General features: G+C 69.6%; 17 protein-coding genes. 1 reads left to right on the top strand and 16 read right to left on the bottom strand.

All coding sequences use genetic code 11. The features are described 5' to 3' along the window. Positions 1–23: 23 nt before the first annotated feature. The 4 genes from OG542_RS30090 to OG542_RS30075 all read right to left on the bottom strand — a co-directional run bounded on the left by OG542_RS30090 (position 24) and on the right by OG542_RS30075 (position 3,597). Entirely contained in the window at positions 24–494 is a 471-nt protein-coding gene (locus tag OG542_RS30090) for a GNAT family N-acetyltransferase (protein ID WP_328414872.1), read from the bottom strand. Continuing rightward, positions 491–1,435: an RluA family pseudouridine synthase gene (locus OG542_RS30085; RefSeq protein ID WP_189729057.1), complete on the bottom strand. Its 945-nt coding sequence runs from the start codon at positions 1,433–1,435 to the stop codon at positions 491–493. The genes OG542_RS30090 and OG542_RS30085 overlap by 4 nt, the downstream gene beginning before the upstream one ends. A gap of 45 nt (positions 1,436–1,480) precedes the next feature. Continuing rightward, positions 1,481–2,137: a signal peptidase II gene (gene lspA, locus OG542_RS30080; RefSeq protein ID WP_311125194.1), complete on the bottom strand. Its 657-nt coding sequence runs from the start codon at positions 2,135–2,137 to the stop codon at positions 1,481–1,483. Between the two features lie 89 nt (positions 2,138–2,226). Further along, complete coding sequence (locus OG542_RS30075; RefSeq protein WP_328414869.1) at positions 2,227–3,597, bottom strand: histone H1-like repetitive region-containing protein; 1,371 nt, start codon at positions 3,595–3,597, stop codon at positions 2,227–2,229. Positions 3,598–4,212: 615 nt separating this feature from the next. On the opposite strand from OG542_RS30075, the gene ileS reads away from it, so the two are divergent. Continuing rightward, on the top strand, positions 4,213–7,365 hold the full coding sequence (gene ileS, locus OG542_RS30070) for an isoleucine--tRNA ligase (protein ID WP_328414867.1): 3,153 nt from the start codon (positions 4,213–4,215) through the stop codon (positions 7,363–7,365). Between the two features lie 207 nt (positions 7,366–7,572). On the opposite strand, the gene OG542_RS30065 is transcribed toward ileS, so the two are convergent. From OG542_RS30065 to OG542_RS30010, 12 genes are all read right to left on the bottom strand, one after another. Continuing rightward, on the bottom strand, positions 7,573–8,715 hold the full coding sequence (locus OG542_RS30065) for a DivIVA domain-containing protein (protein ID WP_193480542.1): 1,143 nt from the start codon (positions 8,713–8,715) through the stop codon (positions 7,573–7,575). A 56-nt stretch (positions 8,716–8,771) separates the two neighbouring features. Beyond that, entirely contained in the window at positions 8,772–9,056 is a 285-nt protein-coding gene (locus OG542_RS30060; RefSeq protein WP_030248691.1) for a YggT family protein, read from the bottom strand. A gap of 58 nt (positions 9,057–9,114) precedes the next feature. Then, positions 9,115–9,756 carry a cell division protein SepF gene (locus OG542_RS30055; RefSeq protein ID WP_184596554.1) on the bottom strand — a complete coding sequence of 214 codons (642 nt, stop codon included), beginning with the start codon at positions 9,754–9,756 and terminating at the stop codon, positions 9,115–9,117. A 129-nt stretch (positions 9,757–9,885) separates the two neighbouring features. After that, entirely contained in the window at positions 9,886–10,605 is a 720-nt protein-coding gene (locus OG542_RS30050) for a YggS family pyridoxal phosphate-dependent enzyme (RefSeq protein WP_261681209.1), read from the bottom strand. Positions 10,606–10,611: 6 nt separating this feature from the next. Continuing rightward, the gene (gene pgeF, locus OG542_RS30045) at positions 10,612–11,343 is read right to left on the bottom strand and encodes a peptidoglycan editing factor PgeF (protein ID WP_328414863.1); all 732 of its coding nucleotides are present in this window, start codon (positions 11,341–11,343) and stop codon (positions 10,612–10,614) included. Positions 11,344–11,353: 10 nt separating this feature from the next. Beyond that, positions 11,354–12,547 carry a cell division protein FtsZ gene (gene ftsZ / locus OG542_RS30040; protein ID WP_193480540.1) on the bottom strand — a complete coding sequence of 398 codons (1,194 nt, stop codon included), beginning with the start codon at positions 12,545–12,547 and terminating at the stop codon, positions 11,354–11,356. Between the two features lie 288 nt (positions 12,548–12,835). Further along, positions 12,836–13,630, bottom strand: a complete 795-nt coding sequence (locus OG542_RS30035; RefSeq protein WP_328414861.1) for a cell division protein FtsQ/DivIB — start codon at positions 13,628–13,630, stop codon at positions 12,836–12,838. Positions 13,631–13,656: 26 nt separating this feature from the next. Beyond that, positions 13,657–14,754 carry an undecaprenyldiphospho-muramoylpentapeptide beta-N-acetylglucosaminyltransferase gene (gene murG, locus OG542_RS30030; RefSeq protein ID WP_184596549.1) on the bottom strand — a complete coding sequence of 366 codons (1,098 nt, stop codon included), beginning with the start codon at positions 14,752–14,754 and terminating at the stop codon, positions 13,657–13,659. 6 nt (positions 14,755–14,760) lie between these two features. Beyond that, entirely contained in the window at positions 14,761–16,125 is a 1,365-nt protein-coding gene (ftsW, locus tag OG542_RS30025; protein WP_328414860.1) for a putative lipid II flippase FtsW, read from the bottom strand. 145 nt (positions 16,126–16,270) lie between these two features. After that, positions 16,271–17,710: a UDP-N-acetylmuramoyl-L-alanine--D-glutamate ligase gene (murD, locus tag OG542_RS30020; RefSeq protein WP_328414859.1), complete on the bottom strand. Its 1,440-nt coding sequence runs from the start codon at positions 17,708–17,710 to the stop codon at positions 16,271–16,273. Then, positions 17,692–18,783: a phospho-N-acetylmuramoyl-pentapeptide-transferase gene (mraY, locus tag OG542_RS30015; RefSeq protein ID WP_184596996.1), complete on the bottom strand. Its 1,092-nt coding sequence runs from the start codon at positions 18,781–18,783 to the stop codon at positions 17,692–17,694. The genes murD and mraY overlap by 19 nt, the downstream gene beginning before the upstream one ends. Next, complete coding sequence (locus OG542_RS30010) at positions 18,783–20,198, bottom strand: UDP-N-acetylmuramoyl-tripeptide--D-alanyl-D-alanine ligase (RefSeq protein WP_328414857.1); 1,416 nt, start codon at positions 20,196–20,198, stop codon at positions 18,783–18,785. The genes mraY and OG542_RS30010 overlap by 1 nt, the downstream gene beginning before the upstream one ends. Positions 20,199–20,207 lie beyond the last annotated feature (9 nt).

The following is a 20,207-nucleotide window of genomic DNA, read 5'->3' as shown; positions in this document are numbered from 1 at the left end:
GTTTCGGCACCCGCGGCGAGCGGCTACAGCGAACGACGCATCTCCTGGTGCGGGATACCGGCCTCCAGGTACTCCGGCCCGTACGCCTCGTAGCCGAGCCGCTCGTAGAAGCCGAGCGCGTGCGTCTGGGCGTGCAGGTCCACGGCCGCGAGTTCCCGCGCGCGTGCCGCGTCCTCGATGGCCCGCACCAGGGCGCCCCCGACACCGAGGCCGCGCGCCTGGCCGGCCACGGCGAGCCGGCCGAGGCAACCCACGGACGGGCCGGCTCCGGTCTGCGCCACGGCTGCCTCGCCGTACAGCAGCCGCCCGGTCCCGAGCGGCACGCCGTCCTCCCGGACGGCCAGCACATGCACGGCCGCCGCGTCGTACGCGTCGTACTCGAGGTCCTCCGGCACGCCCTGCTCGCCGACGAAGACCTCCTTGCGCACCGCGAAGCACGCCTCACGGTCGGTGGGGTCCTCCGCGACGCGCACCGCATACCGCGGGGTGGTCATGCGTACGTCTCCTCCCGGACCTGGTCCAGGGCCTTCTGCAGGTCCTCCGGGTAGTCGCAGGAGAACTCCGCCCACTGTCCGTCCCCGGGGTGCTCGAAGCCGAGGCGCACCGCGTGCAGCCACTGGCGGGTCAGGCCGAGGCGCTTGGCGAGGGTCGGGTCGGCGCCGTAGGTCAGGTCGCCGACGCAGGGGTGCCGGTGGGCGGCCATGTGGACGCGGATCTGGTGGGTGCGGCCGGTCTCCAGCTTCACATCGAGGAGCGACGCCGCACGGAAGGCCTCGATGAGGTCGTAGTGCGTGACGGACGCCTTGCCCTCGGCGGTGACCGCCCACTTGTAGTCGTGGTGGGGGTGGCGGCCGATGGGCGCGTCGATGGTGCCGCTGGTCGGGTCGGGGTGGCCTTGGACGAGCGTGTGGTACCGCTTGTCGACCGTGCGCTCCTTGAACTGGCGCTTCAGCGACGTGTACGCGTACTCCGACTTGGCCACGACCATCAGCCCTGACGTGCCGACGTCGAGTCGGTGCACGATGCCCTGGCGCTCGGCGGCCCCGGAGGTGGAGATCCGGTACCCGGCGGCGGCCAGGCCCCCGATGACGGTCGGCCCGGTCCAGCCCGGCGACGGGTGAGCGGCCACGCCCACCGGCTTGACGATCACGACCACGTCATCGTCGTCGTGCACGATCTCCATGCCCTCGACCGGCTCGGCCACCACCTGCACCGGCGCGGGTGCCTGCGGCATCTCGACCTCCAGCCAGGCGCCGCCGTGCACACGCTCCGACTTTCCGACCACCGACCCGTCGACCGCGACCTTTCCCGCGGCGGCGAGTTCGGCCGCCTTGGTCCGGGAGAAGCCGAACATGCGGGAGATGGCGGCGTCGACGCGCTCGCCCTCCAGTCCGTCGGGCACGGGCAGGGTGCGGATCTCGGGAATCGTGCTCACCCGTCGAGTATGCCGGACGGCTCCGACAGTCCCGACCGGCGCCTGTCAGTCCTTGTGGACGGTGCCGTCCGGGTCGAGCCCCTTGAACGACAGCAGCACGATCAGGATGCCGCCGCACACGATCGCCGAGTCGGCCAGGTTGAAGACGGCGAAGTGCTTGGGCGCGATGAAGTCCACGACCGCGCCCTCGAAGACACCCGGCGCCCGGAAGATCCGGTCGGTGAGGTTGCCCAGCGCACCGCCGAGCAGCAGCCCGAGCGCGAGCGCCCAGGGCAGGCTGTAGAGCTTGCGGGCGAGCCGGGCGATCACCACGATCACCGCCGCCGCGATCATGGTGAAGATCACCGTGAAGGCCTCGCCGAAGCCGAAGGCCGCACCCGCGTTGCGGATCGCCTCGAACTTCAGCCAGTCCCCGATGATCTCGATGGGCGGGTGGTGCTCCAGCTTGGCCACCACGATCATCTTGGTGCTCAGGTCGAGGGCGTACGCGAACAGGGCGACGGCGAACAGGACCGCGATACGGCGCTTGCCCCTGGGCTGCGCGGCCGTGGGCTCCTGCTCACCCGTGCCGGGCTCTCCGGTGGCCCGGGTGCCCTCGGAGTCGGCGCGCTCGCCCGACGCCGCGTCTTCGGGCCGCTCCCGCCCGTCCCCGGCAGCATCCGGTGTGTCCGGCGTACCGATGATGCGCTCCGCCTCTGCCACGTGAGTCCCTCAACCTAGGTGCCTGACTGAGGACGAGGGTACGGCACGCCCTGCGGGCCCCACGTGCTCAGGAGGCATTCGGCCGCCGGTCAGTACCTGCGCTCCTGCTTCTGCTTGCACTCCACGCACAGCGTGGCCCGCGGGAAGGCCTGCATCCGGGCCTTGCCGATGGGGTTGCCGCAGTTCTCGCACAGGCCGTAGGTGCCGGAGTGCAGGCGGTCCAGCGCGCGCTCGGTCTGGGTGAGCATCTCGCGCGCGTTGGCGGCCAGGGCCAGCTCGTGCTCGCGGGTGATGTTCTTGGTTCCCGTGTCCGCCTGGTCGTCGCCCGCGCCGTCCCCGGAGTCGCGCATCAGACCGACGAGCGAGCGCTCCGACGACGTGATCTCCTCCCGCAGCCGGGTCTCCTCGGACGTCAGCTCGGCACGCGCCTCCTCGACCTCCGCCTCCGTCCAGGGGTCCTCCCCCGGGCGTACCGCGAGCTCACCGGGCTCCGCCGCGGCGACCCGTGCCTTCGGAACGGCGGTCTTGGCCGCCGTCGCCGTGCCAGGAGTCTTCTTAGCACCCACCGTGGTCGCTCCCGTCTGCGTCGCGGCCTCGGCCGCGTCCGCCTTCTTGGCCGTGCTGTTCCCGGCCTTGTCCTGTGTGACCGCGCCGGGGCGGGCAGTGCCCTTCCCGGCCGCGCTCTTCGTGGTGGTGCTCTTGCCTCCGGCGCGCACGCCCTCGGCCCCGACGCCCTTCTCAGCGGCGACGGCCTTGGCGGCCTTCGCCCTCTTGACCGCGGCCTTCTTCTCCGCCGTCCCGCCGGCAGCCGCCTTCTTGCCCGCGGCCTTCTGCTCCGCTGTCTCCTCGGCGGCCGCCTTCTTGGCCGCCGTCTTCTGCTCCGCCGTCTCATCGACAGCCGCCTTCTCGGCCGCCGTCTTCTTGCCGGCGACTTTCCCGGCCGCGGCTTTCGCGCCCGCAGCTTTCCCGGCCGCGGCCTTCTTGGCCGTCGCCTTTCTGACCGCCGTCTTCTTGGTTGCTGGCTTCTTGGCCGTCGCGTTTCTGACCGCCGTCTTCTTGGTTGCTGGCTTCTTGGCCGCCGACTTCTTGGCCGCAGTCCTCTCAGCCGCAGTCCTCTCAACCTCAGTCTTCTCGGCCTCAGTCTTCTCGGCCTCAGTCTTCTCGACCGCAGCCTTCCCGGCCTCAGGTTTTTCGCTCGGCCCCCTGGCCACTGCCGTCTTGGCCGTGACCTTCCTGGCCACGGCCTTTCCCGCCGCGGTCTTCTTGGCCGTCACCTTCCTGACCGCCGCCTTGGTCCTGGTGACAGCCGCCTTCGTCCCCTCGGTCGCCTTCTCGGTCGCCCGTCCCGCCGAGCCTCCCTGGGTGGTCTTCTTCCCGCCCGGGTCCTTGGGCGCACCGCCGGAGGCCTCCGCGGACCTGCCGGACGCCGGCTGCTGTACGGCGGTCTTCTTCGCCACCATGGCCGCGGCCCCTTCACATATTGTGACCTTGCTCGCGAATCGTGCTGGGACGATAAATCGACTTGAGTCCCGCGGCAACGGGGCACACCGCCCGATTCGCCCGCCTCGCGCATGCCGCGCGGCGAACCTGCATCCGTTGTGCCCAGCTCCCCGCCCGGTAATCCGCCGAGCCGGACGTCCCAGGATCCGAACACCCATACCTCGCCATTCGGGTCATCAAACCCAAACGGCACCTCTCGCGTCCCCCCGTCCCCAGCGGCCCCGAAAAGCGGTCGGCCGCTGTCCGCCCGGCGCCGTACACTGGGCGGAGCGAAAAGCATGGATGGGGACGAGTAGCGGCGTACGCAGCCCAGAGCGACCCGGGGACGGTGGAAGCCCGGGGGCGAGCGCGACGTGAAGATCACCCCGGAGCCGCCGGAAGAAAGCCGCAGCCGAACAGCAGCGGCCGGTAGAACCGGCATCGCGACCCCAATGAGGGGGCTCACCGGCGCACACCCCGCACCGGAGGGCCAAGGAGGGTGGTACCGCGGGAGCGCGCCGAAGTCGGCGCAGGCAATGACGTAGCTCTCGTCCCTCCGGACGGAAGGCAGCAAGTCCGCCGGAGGAAGCCCGCTGATGACATCGCCGACGTACCGCCAAGTGCCCGCCCAGGTCGACCTGCCCGCCCTCGAGCACGCCGTGCTCACGTTCTGGGACGAGCAGAAGATCTTCACCAAGAGCCTGGAGCAGTCCGAGGGCCGCCCCGAGTGGGTGTACTACGAGGGCCCGCCCACCGCCAACGGCATGCCGGGCGCCCACCACATCGAGGCCCGCGTCTTCAAGGACGTCTTCCCCCGCTTCCGCACCATGCGCGGCTACCACGTGGCCCGCAAGGCCGGCTGGGACTGCCACGGCCTCCCGGTGGAGCTGGCGGTGGAGAAGGAGCTCGGCTTCTCCGGCAAGCAGGACATCGAGGCGTACGGCATCGCCGAGTTCAACGCGAAGTGCCGCGAGTCGGTGACCCGGCACACCAACGCCTTCGAAGAGCTCACGACCCGCATGGGGTTCTGGACCGACCTCAACGACCCCTACCGCACCATGGACCCCGCGTACATCGAATCGGTCTGGTGGTCGCTCAAGGAGATCTTCAACAAGGGCCTGCTGGTCCAGGACCACCGCGTCGCCCCCTGGTGCCCCCGCTGCGGCACGGGCCTGTCCGACCACGAGCTGGCGCAGGGCTACGAGACGGTCGTCGACCCGTCCGTGTTCGTCCGCTTCCCGCTCACCTCCGGCCCGCTCGCCGGTGAGGCCGCGCTCCTGGTGTGGACGACCACGCCCTGGACCCTGGTCTCCAACACGGCCGTCGCCGCGCACCCCGAGGTCACCTACGTCGTCGCGACGAAGGGCCCGGAGAACGCGGAGAAGCTGGTCGTCGCCGAGCCGCTCGTCGCCAAGGCCCTCGGCGAGGGCTGGGAGACCACCGGCCAGACCTTCACGGGCGCCGAGATGGAGCGCTGGACGTACCAGCGCCCGTTCGAGCTGGTCGAGTTCCCGGAGGCGGCGCACTTCGTCGTCAACGCCGACTACGTCACGACCGAGGACGGTACGGGCCTCGTCCACCAGTCCCCCGCCTTCGGTGAGGACGACCTCAAGGTCTGCCGCGCCTACGGTCTGCCGGTCGTGAACCCGGTCCGCCCGGACGGCACCTTCGAGGAGGACGTCCCCCTCGTCGGCGGCGTCTTCTTCAAGAAGGCCGACGAGAAGCTCACCGAGGACCTCGAGGGCCGCGGCCTGCTCTTCCGGCACATCCCGTACGAGCACAGCTACCCGCACTGCTGGCGCTGCCACACCGCGCTTCTCTACTACGCGCAGCCGTCCTGGTACATCCGCACCACGGAGATCAAGGACCGTCTCCTCACGGAGAACGAGAACACCAACTGGTTCCCGGACACGGTCAAGCACGGCCGGTACGGCGACTGGCTGGACAACAACATCGACTGGGCGCTGTCCCGCAACCGCTACTGGGGCACACCGCTGCCGATCTGGCGCTGCGAGGACGACCACCTCACCTGCGTCGGCTCCCTCACCGAGCTGACCGAGCTGACCGGCACCGACCAGTCGGGCCTGGACCCGCACCGCCCGTACATCGACGCGGTCACCTTCGCCTGCCCGCAGGACGGGTGCGGCCGGACGGCCACGCGCGTGCCCGAGGTCATCGACGCCTGGTACGACTCGGGTTCGATGCCGTTCGCGCAGTGGGGCTACCCGTACAAGAACAAGGAGACCTTCGAGGCCCGCTACCCGGCGCAGTTCATCTGCGAGGCCATCGACCAGACCCGCGGCTGGTTCTACACGCTGATGGCGGTCGGCACCCTGGTCTTCGACAAGTCGTCGTACGAGAACGTGGTCTGCCTCGGCCACATCCTCGCCGAGGACGGCCGCAAGATGTCCAAGCACCTGGGCAACACCCTGGAGCCCATCCCGCTCATGGACCGGCACGGCGCCGACGCGGTCCGCTGGTTCATGGCGGCCGGCGGCTCCCCCTGGGCGGCCCGCCGCGTCGGCCACGGCACCATCCAGGAGGTCGTCCGCAAGACGCTCCTCACCTACTGGAACACGGTCGCCTTCCAGGCCCTGTACGCCCGTACGTCGGACTGGGCCCCGTCCGAGGCCGACCCGGCCCCGGCCGACCGCCCCGTCCTGGACCGCTGGCTGCTGTCCGAACTGCACGCGCTCACCGACCAGGTCACCCAGGCCCTCGACGCCTACGACACCCAGCGCGCCGGCAAGCTGCTGTCCGCGTTCGTCGACGACCTGTCGAACTGGTACGTGCGCCGCTCCCGTCGCCGCTTCTGGCAGGGCGACAAGGCGGCGCTGCGCACGCTGCACGAGGTCGTCGAGACGGTGACGCAGCTCATGGCCCCGCTGACCCCGTTCATCACCGAGCGGGTCTGGCAGGACCTGATCGTTCCGGTCACCCCGGGCGCCCCGGAGTCGGTCCATCTGTCCTCCTGGCCACAGGCGGACCTCACGGCCATCGACCCGGAGCTGTCGAAGCAGATGGTGCTGGTGCGCCGGCTCGTGGAACTGGGCCGTGCCACGCGCGCGGAGTCGGGCGTCAAGACGCGTCAGCCGCTGTCCCGCGCCCTGATCGCCGCGTCGGGCTTCGACGCGCTCGACTCCGGACTCCGCACACAGATCACGGAGGAGCTGAACGTCGAGTCGCTCGCGACGCTGAGCGATGTCGGCGGCAGCCTCGTCGACACCACGGCCAAGGCCAACTTCCGCGCGCTGGGCAAGCGGTTCGGCAAGCGCGTCCAGGACGTGGCCAAGGCGATCGCGAACGCGGACGCGGCCGGCCTGTCCCTGGCCCTGCGCGAAGGCACGGCGTCGGTGGAGGTCGACGGCGAGACCATCACGCTCGCTCCCGACGAGGTGATCATCACAGAGACGCCGCGCGAGGGCTGGTCGGTGGCGTCGGACTCGGGTGCCACGGTCGCCCTCGACCTGGAGATCACGGAGGAACTCCGGCGTGCGGGCCTGGCCCGTGACGCGATCCGGCTGATCCAGGAGGCCCGCAAGAACAGCGGCCTCGACGTGGCCGACCGCATCGCGCTGCGCTTTACGGCCACGGACGCGGCGACGGTCGCGGCCCTGAACGGCCACGCCGGCCTGATCGCCGACGAGGTCCTGGCGACGGACTTCGCGCAGGGCGAGGCGGACGACACGTACGGCGAGCCCTTCACCGACGAGGGTCTGTCCCTGACGTTCCGCCTGCGCAAGGCGTAACGCTCAGTCCGAAGGCCCGGTCCCGCCAAAGATCTTGGTGGGACCGGGCCTTCGGCGTTGCGTACGCACGAACGCGGTTGCGCACGCACGAACAGGCATGGCAAGGGCAGGGCACAGGCATGGCAAAAGGGCGAGGCCCCGGGATCAACCCGGGGCCTCGCCCTGAACGCTGCCGATGTCTACGCCGTACTACTGGCCATCAGGCCGTCAGTTGTCATCCTCGTCGATCAGGAAGCCCCGCATGGGCGAGGGCGCCTGGCCCATGGGCGACGGGCCCTGCGGACGCACCGGCGCCATCGGCTGGGTCATCGCCGGAGACATCTGCTGCTGACCGCCGTAGGACGGACCGGACTGCGACGGGGGGCCGCCCATCGTCTGGTTGCCGCCACCGTAGGACGGGGCGCTCGCGCCGGCCGGAGCCATGGAAGGCGCCGGGGACGGCGGGAGGGACGCGGCAGCCGGAGTGCGCGGCGGAGCCAGCGAGTCGTCGGCCTGAGTCTCCAGCTGGCGCAGCTGCGACTCCAGGTACGACTTCAGGCGCGTGCGGTACTCGCGCTCGAAGCCGCGCAGGTCCTCGACCTTGCGCTCCAGCGTGGCGCGAGCGGACTCCAGGGAGCCCATCGCCACGCGGTGCTTCTCCTGCGCGTCCCGCTCCAGGGCGTCGGCCTTGGCACGGGCGTCACGCTCCAGACCCTCGGCACGCGAACGCGCTTCCCCGACGATCTTGTTGGCTTCGGAACGGGCCTCGGCGATCGCCTGGTCGGCGGTCTGCTGGGCCAGCGAGAGGACACGGGCGGCGCTGTCGCCACCGGGGCCTCCTTGACCGGGGCCGCCCATCGGACCGCCCATGGGGCCGCCCATCGGGCCACCCATCTGCTGCTGCATCGGGGGCTGACCCATGGGGCCCGGACCGCCCGGACCCTGGCCCATCGGACCGGGACCCTGCGGACCACCCTGACCGCCGGGACCGGCGGGCAGCTGCGGGGCACCGCTCGGCAGCTGGGGCGGACCACCCATGGGGCCACCCATCTGCTGCTGCGGCGGGCCCGATATGCCGGCGGGTACGGGACCACCCGGACCGCGCATGCCCTGCTGCTGCTGTTGTTGCTGTTGTTGCTGCTGCTGATCCTGCTGGGGCTCCGGAGGCTTGCGCATGTTCTGCTGGTTCTGGGCAGCAGCGCGCGTGGCCGCGGCCAGCTTGGCGCGCAGGTCCTCGTTCTCGCGGAGCAGGCGGGTCAGTTCGGCTTCGACCTCATCGAGGAAGGCATCGACCTCGTCCTCGTCATAGCCTTCTCGGAGGCGGACGGTCGTGAACTGCTTGTTCCGCACGTCCTCGGGGGTCAACGGCATCTCTTCACCTCAACGTAGTCGTCGGCATTCGGCAAGACGGTAGGTCACATCGCTCATCACAGCCGGCTCACGATCGAGATCAGGATGTAGACGATGATCATCAGTACGAAGAAGGACAGGTCTAGCGCCACGCCCCCGAGACGCAGCGGCGGAATGACCCGCCGCAGAAGCTTGAGCGGTGGATCAGTGACAGTGTAGGTGGCCTCCAGAACGACCACCATCGCCTTGCCGGGTTGCCATGAGCGGGCGAACTGGAAGACATAGTCCATGACCAACCGGAAGATGAGCACGATGAGGAAGCACATCAGCGCGATGTAGACAACATCCAAAACCACGCTCATGACCTGCGCTTCCCTCTCCCCTGTGCCTGCTGGGTACTGCTGTTTCCGGTGGTGCGTCTCAGCTCTGGTTGAAGAACCCGCCCTCTGCGATGCGGGCCTTGTCCTCCGCCGTGACATCGACGTTAGCAGGCGACAACAGGAACACCTTCTGCGTCACCCGCTCGATACTGCCGTGAAGACCAAACACCAGACCAGCCGCAAAGTCGACAAGTCGCTTCGCGTCTGTGTCATCCATCTCAGTCAGATTCATGATCACCGGAGTGCCTTCACGGAAGTGTTCCCCGATGGTACGGGCCTCGTTGTAGGTCCGTGGGTGGAGTGTGGTGATCCGGTAAGGCTCTCGTTCGGACACGACCTTGGGCATGATCACCGGTGCGTTCTTCTCCAGACTTGCGCGTTCTTGTGTGATGGATGCCACGGGCGCGATGCGCGCCGGGCGGCCGGATTCCGCGGGGAGCGAAGCGGAACGAGGGGCCGGTTCGCGAGGCACGGACGGCTGTACGACTCGTACCTCTTCGTCCCTTTGGGGCTGATGTGAGACGTGCGGCTGATGGGACGGCTCATGCCGTCGGTGGTCCCGCTCGGGCTCCGGGTCCAGTTCGGGTTCGAAGTCGTCGTCGGGGTCGAATCCGCGGCCGTCGTACCCATCGTCCTCCACGAGGCCGAGGTAGACCGCCATCTTGCGCATCGCGCCGGCCATGCTCTGAGTCCTCCGCTCTGTGGTGGATCTGCTGACGACTGCCAAGTGCCTGCGATCCACGAGGTCCTTGAGTCCGCCTTTCGGCGGCAATGACCATATTTTCTGCTGTGGTCCGACTTCTTGGCGACGTTACCCGAGCCTGGGGCGGACTCCGAGTACCGCGCTGCCGACGCGCACATGTGTCGCTCCGGCCGCCACAGCCTGTTCGAGATCCGCACTCATCCCTGCCGAGACCATGGTGGCAGTCGGATGACTCCGGCGCAGGTCGGTCGACAAAACCATCAACCGCTCGAACGCCGCCTGTTCGCGTCCCGCGTACTCGCCGGTGAGCGGTGCGACGGTCATCAGTCCGCCGAGCCGCAACCCCGGCGCCTCGGCCACGAGGCCGGCCAACTCCTCGATCCCGCCGGGGGCCACGCCGCCCCGCTCGCCCCTCGCGCTCTCCCCGGCGTCGAGCGCGACCTGGAGCAGACACCCCAGTTCGCGCCCGGCCCGGACCGCTTCCTTCGACAAAGCTGTGACGAGCTTGGAACGATCGACGGCGTGCACGAAGTCCGCGTAACCGACCACCGATCGCACCTTGTTGGTCTGGAGCTGACCGACAAAATGCCACGTAAGGGGCAGATCCGCGCAGGCGGCGGCCTTGGGGGCCGCGTCCTGGTCGCGGTTCTCGGCGACATGCCGCACCCCGAGTTCCGACAACACGCGCACATCGCTCGCGGGATAGGTCTTGGTGACCACGATCAGGGTCACTTCCTCGCGTCCCCGACCAGCGGCCGCGCATGCGTCGGCGATGCGCCGCTCAACATTCGCCAGATTCGCGGCGAGTTCGTCCTTGCGGTCAGTCATGCCCCATCAGTCCAGCCACACATAGCCCGCGAGCCGACCGGTGGTGCGGTCGCCGCGGTACGAGAAGTGATCGTCCGACTCCAGCGTGCACACCGGAGACTGCGCCCGGTCGCGCACCCCGAGCCGTTCGAGCTGGGCGTGCACTCCGGCACTCACGTCGACCGCCGGAGTGCCCCAACTGGTTTCGGCGTACGCCGCCGGCTCGACGGCGGACACCTCGGCGCGCATCGCCTCGGGCACTTCGTAACACCGGCCGCAGACGGTGGGCCCGGTGCGGGCGACGATCCGGGAGGGCTCGGCGCCCAGTTCCGTCATCGCGCGTAGCGCGGCCGGAACGACCCCGGCGATCATGCCGGGCCGGCCCGCGTGAGCCGCTGCGGCGATCCCGGCGACCGGGTCGGCGAGCAGGACCGGCACGCAGTCCGCGGTGAGCACGGCGAGGGCGAGCCCTCGCTTCACCGTGACGATCGCGTCGACCGACGGGATCTCGGACGAAGATCCCCACGGCCGGTCCACCACCGCCACGTCGGACCCGTGCACCTGGTTCATCCAGACCACCCGGTCCGGCTCGACGCCCAGGGACTTGGCGGCCAGCTCCCGGTTGGTGCGTACGGCGTCGGGGTCGTCGCCGACCGCTCCGCCGAGATTGAGCTCCTCATACGGAGCGGCGCTCACTCCGCCCCACCGGTCGGTGAAGCCGAAGTGGGCGCCGCCCACGCTCTCGCGCTGTCCTATCACGTCAGGAGGATCACTTAAGGAAGTCCGGTACGTCCAGTTCCTCGGCCGCGCTGTCCGAGTAGGTCCGCGGCGCCGGCGGGACCGGCGGGGCGACCGGGATGTCGTTGACCGGCTCCGGAGCGGGCTCCGGGTCCTCCTTCGGGGTCACGCTGCCGAGCGAGCCGAAGGACGGGCGGCTCTCGGTCTGCCGTGCCGGGGTCGGCTCCTCGCGCTTGGCCGAGGACGAGCCGAGGACGTTGTCCCGCTTGGACGGCGGCTGACCGCCGTCGAAGCCGGCCGCGATCACGGTGACCCGGACCTCGTCGCCGAGGGCGTCGTCGATCACCGCACCGAAGATGATGTTGGCCTCGGGATGAGCGGCCTCACTCACCAGCTGGGCGGCCTCGTTGATCTCGAACAGGCCGAGGTCGGAACCGCCGGAGATGGAGAGCAGCACACCGCGGGCGCCGTCGATGGACGCCTCCAGCAGCGGCGAGGAGATCGCCATCTCGGCGGCGGCCACCGCACGGTCGTCGCCGCGCGCCGAGCCGATGCCCATCAGCGCCGAGCCCGCCTCGGACATGACCGACTTGACGTCGGCGAAGTCGAGGTTGATGAGGCCCGGGGTGGTGATGAGGTCGGTGATGCCCTGGACACCGGAGAGCAGGACCTGGTCGGCCGACTTGAAGGCGTCCAGCACCGAGACCTGGCGGTCCGAGATGGACAGCAGCCGGTCGTTCGGGATGACGATGAGGGTGTCGACCTCTTCGCGGAGCTCGGCGATGCCGTCCTCGGCCTGGTTCGCGCGGCGCCGCCCCTCGAAGGTGAACGGACGCGTGACCACACCGATGGTGAGAGCGCCGAGCGAGCGGGCGATGTTGGCCACGACGGGCGCGCCGCCGGTGCCGGTGCCGCCGCCTTCACCGGCTGTCACGAAGACCATGTCGGCCCCCTTGAGGACCTCCTCGATCTCCTCGCGGTGGTCCTCGGCGGCCTTGCGGCCCACGGCCGGGTTGGCTCCGGCGCCGAGTCCGCGGGTGAGTTCACGGCCGACGTCCAGCTTGACGTCGGCGTCGCTCATCAACAGAGCTTGCGCGTCGGTGTTGATGGCGATGAACTCGACGCCCTTGAGACCGACCTCGATCATCCGGTTGATGGCATTGACACCACCGCCGCCGACACCGATGACTTTGATGACTGCGAGGTAGTTCTGCGGTGCTGCCACGTCGAAGGCCTCTCGCCTCGAGTTACGTGTCGCCGAATCACCGTGACGCGCTGCGCCCCGCGACCCGACGACTGATGCCGAATGGGACGGTCCGTATCGCCGACCCGAACCCTAACCCTGAAGTTTAGGGTTACCAGTGTGTCTGTTCCTTGGAGTCTTCTGAACAGGACACTAAGTCGACAAGTGGCGCACGTTCAACGAACACGCCGAACCTCCCGTTTTTCTTTTCACCCTATGTGATCAGCCGTAGCACTGCCCAACCAGGGTGCTGGCCTGCGCGTATGTGCGTCAACTCACTGATGACGCGGGCGCGGTGGGAACACTCACGTCGAAGTAACGCGCGCCGGGCGAGGCTTTCATCAGGGCGGTGAGCGTACGGGCCTTGACCGCGCCCTTCTCGCTGCTGCCCCAGACGACCGTGCGGCCGTCCCTCAACTCCAGCGAGATGTCGTCGTAGGAACGGACCTTGACGGTCTGTGTGCCGCGGGCGACGTCGGCCGGAACGGCACGGGCGACGACGACCGCCTCGCGCACCAGCCGGGACTCGCCGAAGCGGCGCAGGCTCGCGGCGGCGGAGCTGGACCGGGACAGCGTCAATTCCAGTGCGGGCACGCCTTTCGGCGCCTCGGATACCGTGGCGAAACGGACACCTTCATCGTCCACTTCGACGAACTTTCCGCCCTTCTGGACAATCAGAACCGGAGTCCGCTCGACCACTTTCAGCCCGATTCCAGTGGGCCAGGAACGGACCACGTCAACCGAGTCAATTCGGGGCATTTTCCGGCGCAGTCGCGTCTCGATCGCTTCGGTGTCGACGGAAATCAGCGGCTTCCCGAGGGGAACGTCGGCGGCGGCCCGGACCTGAGCCGGTGTCAGGACCCTTGTGCCCGACACGGAGACACGCTCGGCACGCAGCCAGTCGGAGCCGTAGAACAGCCATACCGTCGGGAAGCCGAGGAAGACCAGGGCGAGACCCAGGATGACAATCACACGAAGCCGGGCCCGCCTCGACCGCGGGCGGGGCGGCGGGCCGGACGACTTCTGCTGGCGTTCACCGCGCTCGGCGGTGGTCGATCCGGCCACGCTCCCCTGCCTTCCGTCATACAGTCCTAGCGGTGTGCACGACTGGCGGCGATCGCCTCGTACACCATGCCGACGAGCAGGTCGTCGGCGTCCCGGCGGCCGAACTCGGCGGCACTGCGGGACATCTGGTACAGCCGGTGCGGGTCGGCGAGCACGGGCAGGACGTTCTGCTGGACCCACTCGGGGGTCAGCTCCGCGTCGTCGACCAGCAGACCGCCGCCGGCCTTGACCACCGGCTGGGCGTTGAGCCGCTGTTCGCCGTTGCCGATGGGCAGCGGGACGTAGGCGGCCGGGAGCCCGACGGCGGAGAGTTCGGCGACGGTCATCGCGCCCGCGCGGCAGAGCATCATGTCCGCCGCGGCGTACGCGAGGTCCATCCGGTCCAGGTAACTTACCGGGATGTAGGGGGGCATTCCCGGCATCTGGTGGACCTGCGGCAGTTCGTTCTTCGGACCGACCGCGTGCAGGATCTGGATTCCGGCCTGCTGGAGCCAGGGCGCGACCTGCTGGACGACCTCGTTCAGGCGGCGGGCGCCCTGGGACCCGCCGGTGACCAGCAGCGTGGGCAGGTTCGGGTCGAGACCGAAGGCGGCCCGGGCCTCGGGGCGTACGGCGGCGCGGTCCAGGGTGGCGATGGAGCGGCGCAGCGGGATGCCGATGTACCGGGAGTTGCGCAGCTTGCTGTCCGGGGTGGAGACGGCGACCTGGCTGGCGTACCGCGAGCCGATCTTGTTGGCCAGGCCCGGGCGGGCATTGGCCTCGTGGATGATGATCGGCACGCCCAGGCGCTTGGCCGCGAGGTAGCCGGGCAGGGCGACGTAGCCGCCGAAGCCGACCACGGCGTCCGCCTTGGTGCGCTCCAGGATCTGCTCGGTGGCCTTGATCGTGCCGCGCAGCCGGCCCGGGACGGTGATCAGCTCGGGGGTGGGCTTGCGCGGCAGCGGCACGGCGGGGATCAGCGCGAGTTCGTACCCACGCTCGGGTACGAGACGTGTCTCGAGGCCGCGCTCCGTTCCCAGGGCCGTGATGCCCACGCTCGGATCCTGCCTGCGCAGGGCGTCCGCGAGGGCGAGCGCGGGCTCGATGTGGCCCGCGGTTCCTCCGCCGGCGAGTACGACATGCACCGAAATTCACCGCTCTCCGGACGAGCGCGCCGCCGAGGCGCGCCGTCGCATCGTGTTCCATCTCCGGGGACTCCGAATGGAACCGGTGCCCCCAGCCCCCCGCTTTCTACCAAAGCGGGGTTGCCGCATCGCAAGCGCCGCCCGCGCAGCGGGCTCGTCGCGCGCGAAGGCGATCAGCAACCCGATGGCGAACATGGTCGGCAGCAGGGCGGATCCTCCGTAGGAGAACAGCGGGAGGGGGACGCCGGCGATCGGCAGCAGACCGAGCACCGCACCGATGTTGATCACGGCCTGGGCCGTGATCCAGGTGGTCACGCCTCCCGCGGCATACCTCACGAACGGGTCCTCCGTGCGTCCGGCCACGCGGATACCCGCATAGCCTAGAGCCGCGAAGAGGGCGAGTACCGACAGCGTCCCCGCCAGGCCCAGTTCCTCACCGGTGACGGCGAAGATGAAGTCGGTGTGGGCTTCGGGGAGTTGGCCCCATTTCTCCACACTCGCACCCAGCCCGGAACCGAAGATTCCGCCCGAGGCCAGGGCGTAGATTCCGTGTACGGCCTGCCAGCAGTCGACGGGACCAGACTGGGGTTCGGTGGCGCCGAGGCACTGCAGGCGGGCCATGCGGTTGGGGCTGGTCTTGATGAGGATCAGGCCGAGCACGGCGGCGATCGACAGCACACCGGCGAACAGCCTCGTGGGCGCGCCGGCCAGCCAGAGCAGGCCGAACAGGATGGCCGTGAGGATGATCGCCGTGCCCATGTCGCCGCCGATCATGATCAGCCCGAGCAGCATGAAGGCGGCCGGCACCAGCGGGACGAGCATGTGCTTCCACTGGGTCAGCAGCTTCTTGTCCTGCTTGCGGGCGAGCAGGTCGGCGCCCCACAGCACGAGGGCGAGCTTGCCGAACTCGCTGGGCTGGATCTGGAAGGAGCCGCCGACCGCGATCCAGTTCTGGTTGCCGTTGACCGACACTCCTATCCCCGGGATCTGCACCAGGGTCATCAGGAAGACGGCGCCCGCGAGGATGGGGTAGGCCAGCGCCCGGTGCAGCTTCACCGGCATCCGTGAGGCGGCGAACAGCAGACCGGCGCCGATCACCGCCGCGAGCAGCTGCTTGCGGAAGAAGTACGAGCCCGGCAGCGACATCTGCAGCGCGGTGATCTGGGAGGCCGAGTAGACCATCACCAGCCCCAGCACCGTGATCAGCAGGCTGCCGCCGAAGATCAGGTAGTAGGCGGTCAGCGGCCGGTCCCAGCCCCTGCGCGCCCGCAGGTACAGGGCCAGGACGCCGCTCTCGCGCGACGCCGGGGGCGCAGCGGGCCTGCGCACGGGCCGCTGCGCGGGCGGCCCTCCGGTACGGCTACCGGGCATGAACGGCTCCTGCGAGAGCGCGTGGGAGGGGTGGGGGCGCCGGCCCCCGGTCGGCGGCGGATGTCCGCCGGTTCGTCTCGGGCCACATCCGAGTCACGCGTCCCTCCATGGGTCCCGAAGCACCCGTCGTGGCCGAGACCGACCGTCAGGTGCCTGCGCCGAGTTCGCGAACCGCCTCCGCGAACGCGTCACCACGCTTGTTGTAGTTGGTGAACATGTCCATCGAGGCGCAGGCCGGGGCCAGCAGCACCGTGTCGCCGGGCTGTGCGAGCCGCCGCGCCTCCTGGACGGCCTGGAGCATCGCCCCAGTGTCGGTCCGGTCGAGGTCGACGACGGGTACTTCCGGGGCGTGTCGCGCGAGGGCTTCCCGGATGAGCGCGCGGTCCGCGCCGATCAGCACGGCCCCGCGCAGCCTCCGGGCCGACTTGGCGACCAGCTCGTCGAAGACGGCACCCTTCGCTAGCCCGCCCGCGATCCACACGATCGACTCGTAGGCAGCCAACGAGGCTTCCGCCGCATGCGTGTTGGTGGCCTTGGAGTCGTCGACGTACGCGACGCCGTCCACGTCGGCCACGTGCGCGATGCGGTGGGCGTCCGGGGTGAAGGCCCGCAGACCGTCCCGTACGGCCTTGGCGGGCACGCCGTAGGCCCGGGCGAGGGCCGCCGCCGCGAGGGCGTTGGCGATGTTGTGCGGGGCCGGCGGGTTCACGTCGGCGACCTCGGCGAGCTCCTGGGCGTTCTTCTGCCGGTTCTCGACGAAGGCGCGGTCGACCAGGATGCCCTCCACGACACCGAGTTGGGAGGGCGCGGGCGTGCCGAGGGTGAAGCCGACGGCCCGGCAGCCCTCCTCGACGTCGGCCTCGCGGACCAGGTCCTCGGTGGCCTTGTCGGCGGCGTTGTAGACGCAGGCGATCCGATTGCCCTCGTAGATACGGCCCTTGTCGGCGGCGTACGCCTCCATGGAGCCGTGCCAGTCGAGATGGTCGGGGGCGAGGTTCAGTACGGCGGCCGAGTGGGCGCGCAGCGACGGCGCCCAGTGGAGCTGGTAGCTGGACAGCTCCACGGCCAGGACGTCGTACCGCTCCTCGCCGAGCACCGCGTCAAGAAGCGAGACGCCGATGTTGCCGACGGCGGCCGTGCGCAGACCCGCCGCCTTCAGGATCGAGGCGAGCATCTGGACGGTCGTGGTCTTGCCGTTGGTGCCCGTGACGGCGAGCCAGGGAGCGGCGTCGGGGCCGCGCAGGCGCCAGGCCAGTTCGACGTCGCCCCAGACGGGGACGTCCGCCTGCCCGGCCGCCGCGAACAGCGGCTTGTCCGGCTTCCAGCCGGGCGCGGTGACGATCAGTTCGGAGCCCTCGGGCAGGGTGTCGCCGTCGCCGAGGCGCACGGTGATGCCGAGCGCCTCAAGCTCGTCCGCCTGCGCCCGGGCGCGCTCGTCGGCGCCGTCGTTGACGACCGTGACGATCGCGCCGAGGCCGTGCAGCACCTTGGCCGCCGGGACGCCGGAGACGCCGAGCCCGGCGACGGTGATGTGCTTGCCCTGAAAGTCGAAAGGCTCCGAGGAGGTCACTTGTCCGCTGCCCATCCTGCGTAGAAGAGGCCCAGTCCGACGATTACACAAATGCCCTGGATGATCCAGAATCGGACCACGATGAGCACTTCGGACCAGCCCTTGAGTTCGAAGTGATGCTGGAGTGGCGCCATCCGGAAGACGCGCTTCCCGGTGAGGCGGAAGGAGCCGACCTGGATCACCACGGACATGGTGATCAGGACGAAGAGGCCGCCGAGGATGGCGATCAGCAGCTCGGTGCGGGAGCAGATCGCGAGGCCGGCGAGCACACCGCCGAGGGCGAGCGAACCGGTGTCCCCCATGAAGACCTTGGCCGGCGAGGTGTTCCACCACAGGAAGCCGAGGCAGGCACCCATCAGCGCCGAGGAGACCACGGCGAGGTCGAGGGGGTCCCTCACCTCGTAGCAGGCGCCCGGGTTGGTCAGGGTCTGCGCGTTGGCGCAGGACTCCTGGAACTGCCAGACGCCGATGAAGGTGTAGGCGCCGAAGACGAGCACCGAGGCGCCGGTCGCCAGACCGTCCAGACCGTCGGTCAGGTTCACGCCGTTCGACATCGCGAGAATCATGAACAGCGCCCAGACCACGAACAGCACGGGTCCGATCGTCCAGCCGAAGTCCGTGATGAACGACAGCTTCGTGGACGCCGGGGTGTTGCCGCGGTTGTCCGCGAACTGCAGCGACAGCACCGCGAAGGCGATACCGACGGTCAGCTGGCCGGCCATCTTCGCCTTGGCCCGCAGCCCCAGCGAACGCCGCTTGACGATCTTGATGTAGTCGTCGAGGAAGCCGACCAGGCCCATGCCGACCATCAGGCCGAGCACCAGCAGACCCGAGAAAGTCGGTGCCGCGTCGGCCTCCGGGTCCAGATACCCCGTGATCACCTTGGCCAGGAAGTACGCGGCGACCGTCGCCAGTATGAAGGCGATACCGCCCATGGTCGGCGTACCGCGCTTGCTGGCGTGCTCGCGCGGGCCGTCGTCGCGGATGTACTGGCCGTAGCCCTTGCGGGCGAGCAGCTTGATCAGCAGCGGGGTGCCGACCAGGGTCAGGAAGAGGCCAATGACTCCTGCGAACAGGATCTGCTTCATCATCGGGCGGAAACCTCACCCTCGGCACCGGACTCGAGGAGCGCCTGCGCCACGCTCTCGAGACCGACCGAACGGGACGCCTTCACGAGTACGACGTCCCCCGGGCGCAACTCGCTGCGCAACAGGTCGACCGCCGCCTGTGCGTCGGACACGTGCACCGACTCCTCACCCCACGAACCCTCGTTATATGCGCCCAGTTGCAGCCAGGCGGCTTCCCTGCCACCGACCGCGACGAGCTTGCTGACGTTGAGCCGGACGGCGAGCCGTCCGACCGCGTCGTGCTCGGCGAGAGCCTCGTCCCCGAGCTCGGCCATCTTGCCGAGCACCGCCCAGGTCCGCCGCCCCTTGCCCATCGCCGCGAGCGCGCGCAGAGCGGCTCGCATGGACTCGGGGTTCGCGTTGTAGGCGTCGTTGACGATCGTCACGCCGTCCGGGCGCTCGGTGACCTCCATCCGCCAGCGGGAGAGGGAGCCCGCCTCGGAGAGCGCCACGGCGATCTCGTCTGCGGACATGCCCAGTTCGTGGGCGACGGCGGCCGCGGCGAGCGCGTTCGACACGTGGTGCTCACCGTACAGGCGCATGGTCACGTCACTTGCACCGGAGGGTGTGTGAAGCCTGAACGAGGGCTGCCCGGTGTCCGTGAGTCGCACGTTCTCGGCGCGAACGTCCGCTTCGCCGGACTCTCCGAAAAAGATCACCTTCGCCTTCGTACGGGCGGCCATGGCCCGTACGTAGGGGTCGTCCGCGTTGAGGACGGCAGTCCCGCCCTCGGCCTCGGACGGCAGGGCCTCGACGAGTTCGCCCTTCGCCTGAGCGATCTGCTCACGGCCGCCGAACTCGCCGATGTGGGCGCTGCCGACGTTGAGGACGAGGCCGACCTTCGGAGGCGTCAGACCGGCGAGGTAGCTGATGTGCCCGATGCCGCGGGCGCCCATCTCCAGGACAAGGAACCTGGTCTCCTCGGTGGCGCTGAGCGCGGTCAGCGGCAGCCCGATCTCGTTGTTGAGCGAGCCGGGCGTGAACACCGTCGGTGCCTTGCTCCGGAGGACCTGCGCGATGAGGTCCTTGGTGCTGGTCTTGCCCGCCGAGCCGGTGAGGGCGACGAGGGTGGCACCCAGACGTCGTACGACGTGCCGCGCGAGGGCGCCGAGGGCCGTCTGGACGTCGTCCACGACGATCGCGGGCACGCCGACGGGCCGGGTGCCGAGCACGGCCACCGCTCCCGCCTCGACGACCGCCGCCGCGTAGTCGTGTCCGTCCACGCGCTCACCGGCGAAGGCGGCGAACAGGCTGCCCGGCACCGCCTCGCGGGAGTCACGGACGACCGGGCCGGTGACCTGGACGGACGGATCCGGTATGTCGTGCGTCTGCCCGCCGACGACTTCTGCGATCTCGGCGAGGGAGAGGGCGATCACAAGTTCATC

It is taken from the genome of Streptomyces violaceus (assembly GCF_036014075.1).
GTDB classification, from domain to species: domain Bacteria; phylum Actinomycetota; class Actinomycetes; order Streptomycetales; family Streptomycetaceae; genus Streptomyces; species Streptomyces violaceus.
Note: the sequence above shows the minus strand (reverse complement) of the source record. Positions and strands in the feature narration are given on the sequence as shown.

Coding starts and splice junctions, on each gene's coding strand:
- ftsW (WP_328414860.1), bottom strand. CDS start 16,125: ATGCCCGGTAGCCGTACCGGAGGGCCGCCCGCGCAGCGGCCCGTGCGC.
- OG542_RS30090 (WP_328414872.1), bottom strand. CDS start 494: ATGACCACCCCGCGGTATGCGGTGCGCGTCGCGGAGGACCCCACCGAC.
- ileS (WP_328414867.1), top strand. CDS start 4,213: ATGACATCGCCGACGTACCGCCAAGTGCCCGCCCAGGTCGACCTGCCC.
- murD (WP_328414859.1), bottom strand. CDS start 17,710: ATGGGCAGCGGACAAGTGACCTCCTCGGAGCCTTTCGACTTTCAGGGC.
- OG542_RS30060 (WP_030248691.1), bottom strand. CDS start 9,056: ATGAGCGTGGTTTTGGATGTTGTCTACATCGCGCTGATGTGCTTCCTC.
- OG542_RS30055 (WP_184596554.1), bottom strand. CDS start 9,756: ATGGCCGGCGCGATGCGCAAGATGGCGGTCTACCTCGGCCTCGTGGAG.
- OG542_RS30065 (WP_193480542.1), bottom strand. CDS start 8,715: ATGCCGTTGACCCCCGAGGACGTGCGGAACAAGCAGTTCACGACCGTC.
- OG542_RS30075 (WP_328414869.1), bottom strand. CDS start 3,597: ATGGTGGCGAAGAAGACCGCCGTACAGCAGCCGGCGTCCGGCAGGTCC.
- mraY (WP_184596996.1), bottom strand. CDS start 18,783: ATGAAGCAGATCCTGTTCGCAGGAGTCATTGGCCTCTTCCTGACCCTG.
- OG542_RS30050 (WP_261681209.1), bottom strand. CDS start 10,605: ATGACTGACCGCAAGGACGAACTCGCCGCGAATCTGGCGAATGTTGAG.